We start from the raw sequence: 16,513 nt of genomic DNA on the forward strand, positions 1-16,513 counted from the left end.
AAAAAAAAAGCGGGGAACAATCAAGTTCCCCGCTAGAAGAATAATGCGGCAGCGTGTTAGTCTCCCACACCCTATCGAGTGCAGTACCCTCACCGTATCAGGCCTTAGCTTCCGGGTTCGGAATGGGACCGGGCGTCTCACCTGAGCCATGACCACCGCAAAACTAGATTATACACTCACTATAAGCGAGTGGCAAGCTGGCGGTTTGGGAACCGGACATGAACGCGAGCAACAAGAAGAACAATCATCAAAATCAACAACTTAACCATAAAATGACCGTTTAACACTCCATACTATCTAAGAGAATTAAACGATAAGCAATACAAGTAGTATCACAATCGCCCATTAGTACTGGTCAGCTCCACCCCTTACAGGGCTTCCACATCCAGCCTATCAACCACGTGTTCTACATGGGGGCTCACACACAAAGTGCAAGGAATGCTAATCTTGGAGCAGGCTTCCCGCTTAGATGCTTTCAGCGGTTATCCCTTCCAAACGTAGCTAACCGGCAGCGCCACTGGCGTGACGACCGGCATACCAGAGGTTCGTCCACCCAGGTCCTCTCGTACTATGGGCAGGTCTCCTCAACATTCCAACGAGCGCAGAGGATAGAGACCAAACTGTCTCACGACGTTCTGAACCCAGCTCGCGTGCCGCTTTAATCGGCGAACAGCCGAACCCTTGGGACCTGCTCCAGCCCCAGGATGCGACGAGCCGACATCGAGGTGCCAAACCATCCCGTCGATATGGACTCTTGGGAATGATCAGCCTGTTATCCCCGGGGTACCTTTTATCCGTTGAGCGATGCCACGTCCGTACGCCGGCACCGGATCACTATCTCCGACTTTCGTCCCTGCTCGACCCGTCAGTCTCACAGTCAAGCCCGCTTGTGCGATTACACTCAACACCCGATTGCCAACCGGGCTGAGCGGACCATTGAGCGCCTCCGTTACTCTTTAGGAGGCAACCGCCCCAGTTAAACTACCCGCCAGGCACTGTCCCTAACACGGATAACGTGTCGAGGTTAGACGCCAGATATGGAAAGAGCGGTATTTCACTTATCGACTCCACGCAAGCTAGCGCCCGCGCTTCACAGCCTCCCGCCTATGCTACACGATCCACACCTAACGACAATACCAAGGTATAGTAAAGGTCCCGGGGTCTTTTCGTCCTTCTGCGCTTAACGAGCATCTTTACTCGTACTGCAATTTCGCCGGGCTCCTGGCCGAGACAGTGGGGAAGTCGTTACGCCATTCGTGCAGGTCGGAACTTACCCGACAAGGAATTTCGCTACCTTAGGATGGTTATAGTTACCACCGCCGTTTACCGGGGCTTAAATTCACCGCTTCGCCAAAGCTAACGGATCCTCTTAACCTTCCGGCACCGGGCAGGCGTCAGAGCGTATACAGCGGCTTACGCCTTCGCACGCTCCTGTGTTTTTGGTAAACAGTCGCTACCCCCTAGCTTGTGCCACCCCCAACAGCTCCGCTTGTAAAAAACATCACCATCAAGGGTCTCCCTTATGCCGAAGGCACGGGAGTAATTTGCCGAGTTCCTTGGCCAGGATTCGCCCGATCGCTTCGGTATACTCTACCAGACCACCAGTGTCGGTTTAGGGTACGAGCGGAATCACACCTCACGTTGAAGCTTTTCTCGGCAAGCAGGATCACCGGAATCAGCCATACGGCCTACCCATCACGCCTCAGCTTAAACATCCCCCGGATTTACCTAGGAGACAGCCCACACGCTTAGCCACGGAAAACCACCTCCGCAGCCGGCTACCTACCCGCGTCACTCCCACGCTAACCTACTACCGATACGCTCCCAACACTAAACCAGAAGAAAACCCCGAAAGGCAATCAACCAGAATAACGAAGGTTAGTACTCTCAGATTCAGTTCGAACGGTGTAACACCGGTACGGGAATATCAACCCGTTCATCCATTCGACTACGCCTGTCGGCCTCGCCTTAGGACTCGACTCACCCGGGGACGACGAACGTGGCCCCGGAACCCTTAGTCATTCAGCGGACAGGATTCACACCTGTCTCTCGCTACTCATGTCTGCATTCTCACTCCCGTATAGTCCACGACAAGTTCACACTGCCGCTTCACCCCATACAGGACGCTCTCCTACCCCGCGTGAAAAAATCACGCAGCCGCGTCTTCGGTGGCGTGCTTAAGCCCCGCTACATTGTCGGCGCGGAACCACTAGACCAGTGAGCTGTTACGCACTCTTTCAAGGATGGCTGCTTCTGAGCCAACCTCCTGGCTGTCTATGCGACTCCACATCCTTTCCCACTTAGCACGCGCTTCGGGACCTTAGACGACGATCAGGGCTGTTTCCCTTTTGACGACGGAGCTTATCCCCCGCCGACTCACTGCCATGATAAACCTAACAGGTATTCGGAGTTTGGCTGCTATTAGTACCCGGTATGGGCCCGCAAGCATCCAGTAGCTCTACCCCCTGTAAGCAATAACATGACGCTGCACCTAAATGCATTTCGGAGAGAACCAGCTATCACGGAATTTGATTGGCCTTTCACCCCTAACCCCAAGTCATCCCCCCAGTTTTCAACCTAGGTGGGTTCGGTCCTCCACACGGTCTTACCCGCGCTTCAACCTGCTCAGGGCTAGATCATCCCGCTTCGGGTCCAGGACATGCGACTAAAACGCCTTTTAAAACTCGCTTTCGCTACGGCTCCCCCACCCGGGTTAGCCTCGCCACATACCACTGACTCGCAGACTCATTTTTCGATAGGCACGCCGTCACCCCACAAGAAGGCTCCGACGGATTGTAAGCGCACGGTTTCAGGAACTATTTCACTCCCCTCCCGGGGTGCTTTTCACCTTTCCCTCACGGTACTAGTACACTATCGGTCAGACAGGAATACTTAGGCTTACCCAACGGTCTGGGCAGATTCACGCGGGATTCCACGAGGCCCGCGCTACTTGGGAATAAACATAAAGAGACATCGCACGACCTGCTACGGGGCCATCACCCTCTACGGCTGGGAATTCAATCCCATTCACATAACACGATGTTTTATCACTCTCCTCAACCCCGTCAGAGGCTGAACAGTCAATCCCACGACCCCGAATACGCAACACCTGACGGTTATCACACGTACTCGGTTTAGCCTGATCCGCTTTCGCTCGCCACTACTCACGGAGTATCCTTTCCTGCAGGTACTGAGATGTTTCACTTCCCTGCGTACCCCCCACAAAAACTGTGGTGACCACCCATAACAGTGGCCGGGTCTCCCCATTCGGAAATCCTCGGATCAAAGCCCACTCGGCAGCTCCCCGAGGCATATCGCAGCCCGTCACGTCCTTCATCGGTCCTGTCTACCAAGGCATCCACCATACGCCCTTACCAGTGATACACCAGTAAAAAGCCTATCGCTTAACTCTCTAGACAATAAATCATCACACTAAACGATCACAAAACGATCAAGCGACTCCACCAAAATGGAGCCGGTTGAAATTGATAAAAGTAAAAACAAGCAAAACCAAAAAACAGTCTCACTATTCTTACTCGCGTCCACTATCCAGTTCTCAAACCACCAAACACCAAGAACACAAGCCAAAAACAATAAAGCCTCAACCTGTAATCCAAGGGCTAGGACCGCAACCCCAACAAAAGGGGGGGGGGGTGGCAATCCGGGAACCCAAAAGCATGCCCAACACACTCACAAAACGTCAACTATTGTTTTCCACACCAGTAACCACACTCATTCTGAGCGTGCACAAAAACTCCGTAGAAAGGAGGTGATCCAGCCGCACCTTCCGGTACGGCTACCTTGTTACGACTTAGTCCCAATCACGAGCCTCACCTTAGACGGCTCCATCCCAAAAGGGTTAGGCCACCGGCTTCGGGTGCTGCCCACTTTCATGACTTGACGGGCGGTGTGTACAAGGCCCGGGAACGCATTCACCGCGACGTTGCTGATTCGCGATTACTAGCGACTCCGCCTTCACGTAGTCGAGTTGCAGACTACGATCCGAACTGAGACCGGTTTTAAGGGATCCGCTCCATGTCACCATGTCGCATCCCGTTGTACCGGCCATTGTAGCATGCGTGAAGCCCTGGACGTAAGGGGCATGATGATCTGACGTCATCCCCACCTTCCTCCGAGTTAACCCCGGCGGTCCCCCGTGAGTTCCCGGCATAACCCGCTGGCAACACAGGGCGAGGGTTGCGCTCGTTGCGGGACTTAACCCAACATCTCACGACACGAGCTGACGACGACCATGCACCACCTGTGAACCTGCCCCGAAGGGAAACCACATCTCTGCAGTCGACAGGCACATGTCAAGCCCAGGTAAGGTTCTTCGCGTTGCATCGAATTAATCCGCATGCTCCGCCGCTTGTGCGGGCCCCCGTCAATTTCTTTGAGTTTTAGCCTTGCGGCCGTACTCCCCAGGCGGGACGCTTAACGCGTTAGCTCCGACACAGAACCCGTGGAATGGGCCCCACATCCAGCGTCCACCGTTTACGGCGTGGACTACCAGGGTATCTAATCCTGTTCGCTCCCCACGCTTTCGCTTCTCAGCGTCAGTAACAGCCCAGAGACCTGCCTTCGCCATTGGTGTTCTTCCCGATATCTACACATTCCACCGTTACACCGGGAATTCCAGTCTCCCCTACTGCACTCTAGCCCGCCCGTACCCGGCGCAAACCCACCGTTAAGCGATGGGCTTTCACACCAGACGCGACGAACCGCCTACAAGCTCTTTACGCCCAATAATTCCGGATAACGCTTGCGCCCTACGTATTACCGCGGCTGCTGGCACGTAGTTAGCCGGCGCTTATTCGAAAGGTACACTCACCCAAAAGGCTTGCTCCCAATCAAAAGCGGTTTACAACCCGAAGGCCTTCATCCCGCACGCGGCGTCGCTGCGTCAGGGTTTCCCCCATTGCGCAATATTCCCCACTGCTGCCTCCCGTAGGAGTCTGGGCCGTATCTCAGTCCCAATGTGGCCGTCCGCCCTCTCAGGCCGGCTACCCGTCGAAGCCTAGGTGGGCCATTACCCCGCCTACAAGCTGATAGGACGCGACCCCATCCCATGCCACTAAACACTTTCCCAACAAGACATGCGTCAAGTTGGAGCATCCAGCATTACCACCCGTTTCCAAGAGCTATTCTGGAGCATGGGGCAGGTTGGTCACGCATTACTCACCCGTTCGCCACTCTCACCAACCAGCAAGCTGGTCAGATCCCGTTCGACTTGCATGTGTTAAGCACGCCGCCAGCGTTCATCCTGAGCCAGAATCGAACCCTCCACGAAAAACTTCAATGAAGAGCCAACATAAGGCTCCAATATAAAAGAAAAAGACGAGACATTCTTTAAGGAAAGAACATCCCAACAAAAAACCTCACCATCATTTAACCATCTCTCAGGCACCCCACAATCTGTGAGGCTGACAATGAACTGGCAATAATTAACTAATAAGTAGTACAGACACGCTCTTGAGTTCTCAAACCACCACCACACCAGCCGGCTCATCAACCTCAACCGAGGAGAACCAGCCGCGCTGAGCAGCAAGAGATAAACTTACACCAAAGCAAGCCCAAAAGCAAATCACACCCAAACCAACAAGCCAAAACCATTGAAACAAAGCCAAAACATCGGCGTGTTGAAAACACGGCTAAAACACGCAAAAAAACGCCACGCAACCACACACCAACAAAAACACAACAAAAATAATCCAAAAAAACAAGAAAAACACCCCCAAAAACCAAAACACGGGAGTGTCGCGCAAAATCACACAAGCCGAATACGCAAAATAATCAAAACAAACTACATATATGCACACAACATATGCGCGTGCTATATATAGGTGTATGAGAAATAGCGAGAAAAACAGCAAGAGCAGCGCACACAACAGCGCACACCATCATATTGTTGTGTTAACAGGCGCAGGAATATCTACAAGTGCGGGTATTCCAGACTTTCGAGGCCCAGATGGAGTTTGGACTAAACACCCAGAACAAATGAGCGTCTACGACATTGACGCATTTTTAAGCAGCGAAGAAGAACGCATGTACTCTTGGAGATGGCAAAAAGAGTCGCCAGTTTGGAACGCTCAGCCTGGAACAGCACATAAGTCGCTAGTAAAACTTGAGAAAGCTGGGATGCTGGACTTAATCGCCACTCAAAACTTTGATGCGCTTCACGAAAAAGCTGGAAACAGCCCAGACATTGTAGTGAACTTGCACGGAAGCATTGGAACATCGCATTGCATGAGCTGCCACGCGAGCTACAATACAGCCGATATTATGCGCGACTTAGACGCACACCCAGACCCACATTGCAGGCGCGCGCTGCCGTACCGCGGAAACATGCCTTGCAATGGTCTTATAAAAACAGACGTTGTATATTTTGGAGAAGCTCTTCCAGAAGGTGCAATGGAACGCAGCGCGCAGGCGATTATGCACGCAAGCGAACTGTGGGTTATTGGCTCTACGCTAGAAGTGTTTCCAGCTGCAAGCCTTGTGCCACTAGCTGCTCGCGCAGGAGTGCCGATTACAATAATGAACCTGGGCGCTACGCAATACGATTATTTGGCAGAGCGCATAATACGCGAAGATATTGCGAAAGCTCTGCCAAAGTTAGTAGACGAAACTATTGCAAAGTGACTATTACAAAGTGACTATTCACTATTGCAAAGTAAACATTGCAAAGTAAACATTCCAAAATAATTATTGCAAGCTAACAGCGATTCCCTCCCAAGGCGCAAGCGTGCCATTTTTAAGCGATTTAAGGGCATGATCCGCGCTGTAGGTAGAAATCATCACATCATCATACGATGCGCCGTTAGAGGCGATATTACGCAACAATTCGGCACTTTGAGCAGGTATTGCTACAGAAGAATCCGTCATATTTATCATTACGAGCAACTTCTTTACCGAAGCGCAAGGCGAATCGCAAGCAACCGTGCTTGGAGAATTCACATCATTCTCAAGACCTGCCTTACCTGCCTCACATGCCTCATCTGCCTTAGCATTCTCACAAGTCTGCTCAACCTGCTCAACCTGCCTAATAAACGCGTAAACGCACTCGTCATCCGCATCAACCAAATTCCAAGAACCAGCCGAAACAACAGGCTGCAAATGACGCAACTCAATCAAACGCTTGTAGAACGAATAAACAGAATCCGAATCTTCCATCTGCTCAGCAGCATTAACATCTACATAATTAGGATTCACGCTAATCCAAGGCTGCGCATTATTTTGCGACGGAACATTAAAAGGCATAAATCCCGCGTATTTAGACGCATTCCATTGCATTGGAGTTCGAGAATTATCGCGACCGCGCTTTGCGAGCGCATCCATCATAGACTCCGCAGACTGAATATGCGCTTCTTCTACGCGCTGCTTAAACATATTCAACGCTTCCAAATCGCGATACTGCTCAAGACGCGTAAAGTGCGCGTTTGTCATGCCAATTTCTTCACCCTGATACACGTACGGAGTACCGCGATGCATGTGAAGAAGCATTGCAATCGCCTTAGCAGAAAGCACGCGCATCTCATCACTAGCCTCACTACCCCAGCGAGAAAGCGCACGCGGCTGATCGTGATTATTAAAGAACAGGCTCGCCCAACCAGACTCGCTAACTGCTTGCTGCTGATCTGCCATTGCACGCTTTAATGTAGTCAACTTAAGAGGAGTAGGATTCCACTTAGTGCCATTCGCGCAATCAACATTAACTTGATCAAACAAGAAGAGCATGTCTAGCTCGCCATTAGCAGGATTTGTAATATAAGTGTTTCGATGCGCGGAAATTCCAGGAGCCTCGCCAACAGTTAAGAAACCTTCGCGACCCTTGAAAACCGCTTCGCGCATCTCGCGCAAAAACTCGTCTAAACGAGGGCCGTCGGAGCAGAAGAAATACGGAGAAGAGTAGCCGTCGTCGCCTGCTGGCGCATCTTCAATCTGCGAACCGTACTCACCTGGCAAACGCCCTTCGCTATCTACGCGCTTAGAAATTTGCGTAATAACATCCATGCGGAAGCCGTCAATTCCGCGATCCATCCACCAATTCATCATCTTGTACACTGCAGCGCGAACGGCAGGATTTTCCCAATTCAAATCTGGCTGCTTTGGCGAATACTGATGGAAGTAATATTCGCCGCGCTTTGGATCATACGTCCACGCCGAGCCGCCAAAATACGAACCCCACTTATTTGGCTCCGCACCTGGCTCTCCAGGCACGCATCCTTTGCGCGCTGGCCTCCACCAATACCAATCCGCGTAGTCGCTAGAAGAATCTCTTGAAGCCTGGAACCAAGCGTTCTCGTCGGAAGTGTGATTTACTACCAGATCCATAACAACTTTAAGCCCGCGCTTGTGCGCTTGTGCTAAAAGATCGTCCATATCTTCTAGAGTGCCAAAAAGCGGATCAATATCTTGATAATCGGAAATATCGTAGCCGTTATCGTATTGTGGAGATTTGTAAACAGGGCTAAGCCAAAGCACGTCAACGCCTAAATCAGCCAAATAGTCAAGGCGCGAAGTGATTCCCTTCAAATCGCCAATGCCGTCTCCGTTGGTATCTTGGAAGCTTCGCGGATAAATCTGATACACAACTGCATTTGCCCACCAAGGGTTTGGCGTAGCGCCGTTTGTGCGCACGGATTGCGGCAAGTTTGCTCTATTAAAAGTAGTCATACATTCCCCATTAATTATTTTTATTATTTATTTTTATTATTCACAACGTTTACAATTCTATACTTTAACTATCTTACAAGCACATTTTTTAAGCACTAACAATATAAAAAGCGGCCCGCAGTAAAAACTACGAGCCGTGCCTCCTTCTCATTCATTGTACGAATTGCAGAATACTCTCCAAATCACTGCTGATTATGCAATTTGAATGCAAGCTCCGCCAAATGAACTCCGTGAGTCAAGAACTCGTGAGTGCGGCAAACGTAGTCATTTTCGCGACCAAGCTTTGCAATATATCCGTTTATATAATCAACTTCTGTTTTTCGTCCACGACTCATATCTTGATACATTGAAGGATAGTGCAAAGGATTTGCCACGCGACTTACGTAGTCAATAGCCTCCAACTCCTGCTGACGCGTATTAACCATACGAATTCCTGCACGATCGCACACGTCGTACGCTTCGTTAATAAGTTGACGAGCCATATCCATAGCCCCTGGGTACGAAATAAACTGACCCATTTGAATCTGATACATTGTGCACAAAGTATTAACTACGGAATTAAAAACTACCTTTGCCATGCAAGTACCCTTGAAATCTTCCGTAATAGTAGGATTCAAGCCAGCAGCCTTAAAATCATCTCGCATAGCAAGCTCAACATCGCTCACTTGCTCGTTCAACGCACACATATTCATTGTGCCAACGCCAACTTTACCAATAAAATCAACATCGCCCGGGCCATTCAGCACAGTTGCAATCATTGCAGTACCGCCGTAAATGCGATCGTCCGAGAAATATTGCTGAAGCTTCTCAAAATGACCCCAACCGTTCATTGCAGCAAACACAACCTGATGATCCTTAAACAAATGCTTGCAACGCTCCAACATCTCCGCAAGCTGCATTTGCTTCATAAACACAATCCACACATCTGGATCGCCGTCATAATCTTCTGGAGTATACATATTGATTGGCACAAGATGACGATTTTCGTGATCTCGGCTAACCATTACACCGCCTTGCTGGCGAACCTTATTCACATTTTCATCCCAGGCATCAATGAAATCAACATGAATGCCAGCCGTTTCCTGCAACAAAACGCCATAGCGATACCCCATAGCTCCAGAACCGATCATTGCATATTTCATGTCACTCATATGACACCTCCATGTAGGCTTGTAAGTAAAGTGGTAGCCGCACATAAATTCATAAATTTTCATTTACATGGATTACGCGGAAGCAACCACGAATATAACAAAAAGCAGAAGACTGAATGAGTGAAAAACAATCAGTCAACTGCTCTTTGGTTTTTATAGCATATTACACAGTTTTTTGAGAATGTCAAAATTTTTCTAATTACATCTTTACAGCGTTTCTAATTAAAAAATTATTCAGTTTTATCGATGATTTTCGAAAAAATTACGCAATAACTGCACACACTGCGATTCGCAAACGGAGCCAAAAACTTGCGGATGGGAGCCAATATGAGGGTCTCGCAAAATATCCCAAACGGATCCACATGCGCCAAGTTTTGAATCCCATGCGCCAAAAACAACGCTACTAATATGCGTTTGTAAAATTGCGCCAGCGCACATTGGGCAAGGCTCCAAAGTAACAACAAGCGTGCAATCGCTAAGATTCCAAGACTTGCGCACCTCTGCTGCCTGCCTAATCGCAAGAATTTCTGCATGAGAAAGAGGATCCGCGTCTTTCTCGCGAAGATTAGAGCCACGGCCAATAATCACCCCAGAACCATCTACAACAACAGCGCCAACTGGAACTTCTCCACAATCGGCAGCAACTTGCGCAAGTCGCAGCGCCTCTTGCATTAGCGAAACATATTCGCGCGCGCGCAAAGTCACATTAACCCCGAAGAAATATTGTGCAAAGCAAACCAAGAGCGAATATCGCCAAGTTCTTCCATGTGAACTGCGTGGTCAAGGCCGCGGTAACGCTTCTCTTCCAGCCACGTATGCTCCTCAAGCCATGCTGCAGCCGCCGAAAATTCGTAAGGAGCAATAACAGCATCATCCAAGCCGTAGCCAAAGAAAACAGGCGTATTAAGATCCGCAAGAACGTCGTCGTTAAGAGAAATATCTTTAGCAATATTAGGAGCCACGAAGCCAGAAAGCGCAACGGATGCGCGATAGCGATCTGGATTAAGCCTAAGAACATGAATCGCAAGAGCCGCACCTTGCGAAAAACCAAATGGCACAACAGCGCGGTCTTCGGGAACGTTCGCCGCAACCCACTCATCAATCGCAGCAGCCGCAGCATACATATCTCGGTCTAAGTCATCTCCATTAGGCACAGCATCATGGAACCAACTGTAAGCGCCTTGAGCCAAGCGAAGCGGAGCACGCAAAGAAATCGCATCGTTATAAGGTGCCACAACGCGCATTAAGTCAAGCAAATCGTCCTCGTTTGAACCCCATCCGTGCAACAGCAAAAGAAGAGGCCTTGTGGCGTATACAGCTGCTTCGCCTCGAGAATACTTAGCAACGCTTACATGCAAATCTTCGCCGAATCTGCCTGGAACAACACTAGATTCGCGGCCAGCATGAAGGCCATTTGAAGCTCCAGAAGCATTGTCTTCGCTGCCAAAATCGCCATTATTGGCGTTGCTGTTGCCGTTATTTCCGCCGCCAAAATCTCCGCCGCCAAAATCTCCGCCGCCAAAATCATTATTGTTAAATTCGCCGTTGTCGAACTCACTAGAGATCACACCGTTATGATTAGTCATAACTACAGCATACGGCACAGCTTTGGCATTTACACAGCGAACACTGCATAAAAATTTAACCCCAGCCGATTGGACTGGGGTTTAAATTTAAGGAAAAATATGAATAAGCTTTCGTGAATTACCTTTTAAGTTTTTCACTAATATTATGAAAACACATAATCCTTAGCGCTGCTAGTAAACTAGCTGATAACTTGCTGAAAGTTTTCTACTTTTCCCCTGATTTTTCTTAAAAATCGAGACTAATCAAGACTAATCGAGGATAATCAAATCTTAATTAATACTAATCTTCCAAATTTGCGCGATAGAAGTTCTCGTAAGACCTAGACGGAGTTGGACCGCGCTGACCTTGATAGTGAGATCCGTTAACAGAAGAACCGTAAGGATTCTCGCATGGAGAACTCAGCTTAAAGAAGCACATTTGCCCAATCTTCATGCCTGGCCACAATTTAACTGGCAGCGTACTAACGTTTGAAAGCTCCAAAGTAATGTGACCTTCAAAACCTGGGTCAATAAAGCCAGCCGTGGAATGAGTCAAAATTCCAAGACGACCAAGCGAGCTTTTGCCTTCTAAGCGCGCAGCAATCGTAGAATCCAACTTCACATACTCCCAAGTGGAGCCAAGCGCAAACTCGCCAGGATGCAAAATCCAAGGCTCATTTGGTGCAACCGCAAACTGCTCAGTCAACTCCCCCTGGTTTTCCGCAGGATCCACGTACGTGTAAGCGTGATTATTAAACAAGCGGAAAAATCGGTCGAGCCGCACATCAATCGACGCAGGCTGCACCATTTGTGGGGTCCATGGAGTCAAATCAATATGACCCTCGTCATGAGCTTTGAGAATGTCGCGATCAGACAACAGCATAACGTCAAATCTCCTTGCGATAAAACTTCGTAAAATAAACACTTAAACACACTTATATGCCAAGTGTAGCGCGTGCCGCGGTCGAAAATATTAGGCATACATTGCAACAGAAGATGCAGCTTTGCGCTTAGCAATAAAACGCAAAACGCACTTTCTTAACTCCGAAGCAATAAGCACAACCATTGAAAGACCAAGGCACTCCACCCACTCCATAAAGTCGAGCGGAACTGTGCCAAACGGACCATTAAGGAATGGTATATAAATTACAGCAAGCTGCAACACTACGGAAACTGCGATTGCACCCCAAAGCCAACGATTTGCAAACAAGCCAACAAACACGCTTTGTAAATGCGAGCGAGATGCAAGAGCATTAAGCATTTGCGCAAACACAAGAATAGTGAAGCCCATTGTGCGCGCGTGAGTCATTTGAGCAGCATGAGTTAAAACAGTTGTGGAGCGGTCCGTAAACAATCCGCCAGCCAAATGCATATCCATGCCAATCAACGTTATAGCTGCCATAATCACACCAATAAACACAATGTCTCCCCACATTGGCTTATCTATAACGCTATCCGTAAGTCTTCGCGGACGCCTATTCATAACGTCATCCGTTTGCGGATCAACACCCATTGCGAGCGCAGGAGCCGCGTCCGTAAGCAAATTAATCCAAAGCAATTGCGTTGCGAGCAAAGGCAAAGTCACGCCTACAGAGTTTGGCTGCGTAATTCCCAAAGCGCCAGCAAACACTACGCCACCAAACACGGTGAACACTTCGCCAACGTTGGAGCTAAGCAAATATCTCAAGAATTTACGAATATTGTCGAAAATTCCGCGACCTTCGCGCACAGCTGCGACGATTGTAGAGAAGTTGTCGTCCGCCAAAATCATCTTGGCAGATTCTTTAGTGACTTCCGTACCCGTAATGCCCATTGCAACGCCAATATCTGCCGACTTTACAGCAGGAGCATCGTTTACGCCATCGCCAGTCATAGCAACAATATTGCCTTGCCTTTGAAGCGAGGAAACAATCGCAAGCTTGTGCTCCGGAGCAACGCGCGCATACACGCTCACTTTGCTAATAGCATCATCGAAAGCAATATTGTCGTCATCCCTAGAAAGCAACTCGTCAAGCTCATCGCCAGTAAGAGCATGCTCATCTTTTCCAATAATGCCAAGGTCGCTAGCGATTCGAGCAGCCGTAAGCGGATGGTCGCCAGTAATCATAACAGTTCGGATTCCAGCACGATGCGCTTGAGCAACGCTATCTCGAACTTCGATTCTAGGAGGATCAATAATCGCAACCATGCCGTTCCAAATCAAATCAGATTCCAAAACGTCGCTTTGCTCGGCAACATCTGCGATTTGACCTGCAGCATTAGAAACCATGCCGCTAACTTTAGCTAAACTATCTACGCCAAGCGGCCTATACGCCATTGCAAGCGTGCGATAAGCTTCGCCAGAGAGCTTTTCCACGTTTGCAAGAATTTCTTCGCGGTCTCCTTCTGTAAGCGGACGAACAGCGCCAGCTACTGCGATTCGCGTGCAATAAGAAAGCAAAACATCTGGAGCGCCTTTTGCGCAAACAATAAGATTTCCAGAATCCGAATCGTCTTTAACAACAACAGACATGCGCTTGCGCTCAGAAGTAAACGGCACTTCCGCAACGCGACTAAGATGAGCGTAACGCTTGTCTGCCTTGGTTTTGCGAGCCGCAACAATAAGCGAAACCTCGGTAGGGTCGCCAACTGGCTGCCATGCGCCAGACGATTCATTGTAGTGCAAATCGCCATCGTTTGCTAAATACCCAGAGCCGAGCGCTCCAATCACCTCTGTAGCTAGAGCTGGAGGAACCGCCAAATCCGCATCTAAAGAATCCAGCAAAACCATTCGTCCCTCTGGCTTATACCCACTACCCGTAAGCTGTACTTGGCCGCTAGGTGTTATAACGCGCTCAACAGTCATCTCGTTTCGAGTTAGAGTACCCGTTTTGTCGGAGCAAATAACAGATGCAGAGCCAAGAGTTTCTACAGACGAAAGCTTTTTAACAACAGCATGATGCTTTACCATGCGCTGAACGCCCAAAGCAAGAACAACCGTTAAAATAGCCGCTAAGCCTTCTGGAACAGCAGCAACAGCAAGAGAAACAGAAAGAAGCAAAGAATCTATAACGTCTTCAATAGTATGGAAGCCTTCAAGAGCCCACATAGACGCAAGCACAACGGCTGCAATAATACACACTGCGATTCCAAGAACCTTAGATACGCGAACCATCTCTTTCTCGAGAGGAGTGGCTTCTTCTTGCGCACTAGAAAGCATATCTGCGATTTTTCCAACCTGAGTTTTCATGCCCGTAGACGTGACGATTGCGCGGCCAGTGCCTTGCGTTACGGCAGTGCCATTAAACACCATGTTTGTGCGGTCTGCCAAAGACTTTGGCGAAGCTAGAGTTTCTGGACGCTTGCTAACGGCAACCGATTCTCCCGTAAGGCTTGCTTCCGCAACGCGCAAAGAAGCTGCTGCAATAAGCCTTGCATCTGCAGAAACAGCATCGCCTTCGCCAAGAACCAAAATATCTCCAGGCACAACATCCGCCGTATCTATGCGCATAACTCGCCCATCTCTAAGAACAGACGTTTGTGGAGCGCTCATTTTTGCCAGCGCCTCAACCGCTTCTTGCGCGCGCGACTCTTGAATATAGCCCAAAACTGCATTCGCTATAAGAATCACGATTATAACTATTGAGTCAAACGGCAAAACTTCGCCGCCACTTTCGCCACCATGCTGTGCGCGCTCAACAAACCATGCGATTGCGGAAATAATAGTTGCCGCTATAAGCAAGTAAACAAGCGGATCTTTAAACTGTTCGAGGAACCTCTTCCACGCTGGCGTTTTAGGAGCACCAGCTAGAGCATTCGGGCCAAATTGCTCGAGCCTTCTAGAAGCCTCATCGCTACTTAAACCAGTAGAAACATTTACATTAAGCGCATCTGCAACACTTTGTGCGTCTTGCAATGACGGATCTTTGGATTGATCGCTTTGATCAACCATATTTTCCCCCTTGGGAGCGCCGCGGAGTAGTCAATAATCAAAATTTTATGCAAAGTTGACTCAAAATCTTGATTATTGCGCGGTTGTGGATTATTGCAATAACAATAATTAAGTACCGTTCTATTATGCCACATAAAGCGCCAAATACTAATGCCTCGGGGGCGTGTGAAAATAAGAATATGGCTATGAAAAAAGGACCGACCAAGGGGTCGGGTGGAAAACATCGTAATGCATTGCGCGGCAAGGGTCCTACTCCTAAGGCAGAAGACCGCGTTTACCATAAGGCTTATTTTGCTAAAAAGGCTGCAATCAAGCGCACTTTTGCCGATCCGCGTTTGGCTGCAAGACGCAGAGTAGATAAGTTGGGCACAGATAGCGATGAGTTGGTTATTGGGCGAAATGCAGCTCTTGAAGCTTTGCGCGTAGGCGTTCCTAGCACGCAGCTTTATGTTGCAAATCGCATTGAGCACGACGATCGCACGCGCGAAATCGTTAAGCTTGCTGGCATGCAGGGCTTGCGACTTTTGGAGGCGGATCGCCTGGAGATGGATCGCATTGCTCACAGCACTAATCATCAGGGCATTATTTTAAAGGTGCAGCCTTATCAATACTCTTCGTTGCAAGAGCTTGTTGATCGCGCAGAAAAGAAGGCTCGCGCTATGGAAGCAGCGGATTCTGCATCTGCACGCATTAACGCACGCCCATTGTTTATAGCGCTAGATGGCGTTACCGATCCGCAAAATCTTGGTGCTGTTATTCGATCTGCAGCCGCTTTTGGCGCAAATGGCGTAATTTTGCCAGAGCGCAGAAGCGCATCTGTTACGGCTGCAGCTTGGAAGGTTTCTGCAGGAGCCGCAGCGCACTTGCCTGTTGCTCGAGTTGTGAATTTAAACAAGGCGATTCAAGGTTTGCGCGAACGCGGATGGTACGCGATTGGCCTGGATGGCGGCGGCGATAAGCTTGTTGGCGAAACTGGCTTTGAAACCGATCCGCTTGTAGTAGTGCTTGGAAGCGAAGGCAAAGGCATGAGTCGCCTAACGCGCGAAGCTTGCGATGCTATTGCTGGAATCCCAATCTCTAGCGCTGTTGAATCGCTTAACGCATCCGTTGCTGCTGGAATCAGCTTGTATGCTGTTGCTAATGCGCGTAGGCTTGCCGCTTTAAGTCAAAATTAGCAATTGTTTGCAATT

Annotated in this window: 8 protein-coding genes and 3 rRNA genes; 2 read left to right on the forward strand and 9 right to left on the reverse strand. The window is 49.1% G+C overall.

Features of this window, described 5'->3' with window-relative positions:
• Positions 1 to 43: 43 nt before the first annotated feature.
• The 3 genes from rrf to ACPEIW_RS00015 all read right to left on the reverse strand — a co-directional run bounded on the left by rrf (position 44) and on the right by ACPEIW_RS00015 (position 5,290).
• A 5S ribosomal RNA gene (gene rrf / locus ACPEIW_RS00005) occupies positions 44 to 160 on the reverse strand.
• 166 nt (positions 161 to 326) lie between these two features.
• Positions 327 to 3,385 (reverse strand): 23S ribosomal RNA (locus ACPEIW_RS00010).
• 377 nt (positions 3,386 to 3,762) lie between these two features.
• Positions 3,763 to 5,290: ribosomal RNA gene (locus tag ACPEIW_RS00015) — 16S ribosomal RNA — on the reverse strand.
• Together the 16S, 23S and 5S rRNA genes form the textbook arrangement of a ribosomal RNA operon.
• A 557-nt stretch (positions 5,291 to 5,847) precedes the next feature.
• On the opposite strand from ACPEIW_RS00015, the gene ACPEIW_RS00020 reads away from it, so the two are divergent.
• A complete protein-coding gene (locus tag ACPEIW_RS00020; protein ID WP_425663664.1) occupies positions 5,848 to 6,642 on the forward strand; it encodes an SIR2 family NAD-dependent protein deacylase in 795 nt (264 codons plus the stop codon).
• Positions 6,643 to 6,705: 63 nt separating this feature from the next.
• Here ACPEIW_RS00020 and ACPEIW_RS00025 read toward each other — a convergent pair whose 3' ends face one another.
• The 6 genes from ACPEIW_RS00025 to ACPEIW_RS00050 all read right to left on the reverse strand — a co-directional run bounded on the left by ACPEIW_RS00025 (position 6,706) and on the right by ACPEIW_RS00050 (position 15,323).
• Positions 6,706 to 8,676, reverse strand: a complete 1,971-nt coding sequence (locus tag ACPEIW_RS00025) for an alpha-glucosidase (RefSeq protein ID WP_425663666.1) — start codon at positions 8,674 to 8,676, stop codon at positions 6,706 to 6,708.
• A gap of 182 nt (positions 8,677 to 8,858) precedes the next feature.
• Complete coding sequence (locus ACPEIW_RS00030) at positions 8,859 to 9,827, reverse strand: ketopantoate reductase family protein (RefSeq protein ID WP_032817083.1); 969 nt, start codon at positions 9,825 to 9,827, stop codon at positions 8,859 to 8,861.
• 240 nt (positions 9,828 to 10,067) lie between these two features.
• Positions 10,068 to 10,532 carry a nucleoside deaminase gene (locus ACPEIW_RS00035; protein ID WP_032839364.1) on the reverse strand — a complete coding sequence of 155 codons (465 nt, stop codon included), beginning with the start codon at positions 10,530 to 10,532 and terminating at the stop codon, positions 10,068 to 10,070.
• Positions 10,529 to 11,413, reverse strand: a complete 885-nt coding sequence (locus ACPEIW_RS00040) for an alpha/beta hydrolase (protein ID WP_425663669.1) — start codon at positions 11,411 to 11,413, stop codon at positions 10,529 to 10,531. Before ACPEIW_RS00040 ends, ACPEIW_RS00035 begins: the two co-directional genes overlap by 4 nt.
• A gap of 280 nt (positions 11,414 to 11,693) precedes the next feature.
• On the reverse strand, positions 11,694 to 12,275 hold the full coding sequence (gene dcd, locus ACPEIW_RS00045) for a dCTP deaminase (RefSeq protein WP_016635257.1): 582 nt from the start codon (positions 12,273 to 12,275) through the stop codon (positions 11,694 to 11,696).
• Positions 12,276 to 12,365: 90 nt separating this feature from the next.
• The gene (locus tag ACPEIW_RS00050; RefSeq protein WP_425663671.1) at positions 12,366 to 15,323 is read right to left on the reverse strand and encodes a cation-translocating P-type ATPase; all 2,958 of its coding nucleotides are present in this window, start codon (positions 15,321 to 15,323) and stop codon (positions 12,366 to 12,368) included.
• A 179-nt stretch (positions 15,324 to 15,502) separates the two neighbouring features.
• On the opposite strand from ACPEIW_RS00050, the gene rlmB reads away from it, so the two are divergent.
• Positions 15,503 to 16,498, forward strand: a complete 996-nt coding sequence (rlmB, locus tag ACPEIW_RS00055) for a 23S rRNA (guanosine(2251)-2'-O)-methyltransferase RlmB (RefSeq protein ID WP_032815218.1) — start codon at positions 15,503 to 15,505, stop codon at positions 16,496 to 16,498.
• Positions 16,499 to 16,513 lie beyond the last annotated feature (15 nt).

Origin of the sequence: Gardnerella piotii, assembly GCF_049815665.1 — a bacterium.
GTDB classification, from domain to species: domain Bacteria; phylum Actinomycetota; class Actinomycetes; order Actinomycetales; family Bifidobacteriaceae; genus Bifidobacterium; species Bifidobacterium piotii.

Coding starts and splice junctions, on each gene's coding strand:
- ACPEIW_RS00030 (WP_032817083.1), bottom strand. CDS start 9,827: ATGAGTGACATGAAATATGCAATGATCGGTTCTGGAGCTATGGGGTAT.
- dcd (WP_016635257.1), bottom strand. CDS start 12,275: ATGCTGTTGTCTGATCGCGACATTCTCAAAGCTCATGACGAGGGTCAT.
- ACPEIW_RS00040 (WP_425663669.1), bottom strand. CDS start 11,413: ATGACTAATCATAACGGTGTGATCTCTAGTGAGTTCGACAACGGCGAA.
- ACPEIW_RS00025 (WP_425663666.1), bottom strand. CDS start 8,676: ATGACTACTTTTAATAGAGCAAACTTGCCGCAATCCGTGCGCACAAAC.
- rlmB (WP_032815218.1), top strand. CDS start 15,503: ATGGCTATGAAAAAAGGACCGACCAAGGGGTCGGGTGGAAAACATCGT.
- ACPEIW_RS00020 (WP_425663664.1), top strand. CDS start 5,848: ATGAGAAATAGCGAGAAAAACAGCAAGAGCAGCGCACACAACAGCGCA.
- ACPEIW_RS00050 (WP_425663671.1), bottom strand. CDS start 15,323: ATGGTTGATCAAAGCGATCAATCCAAAGATCCGTCATTGCAAGACGCA.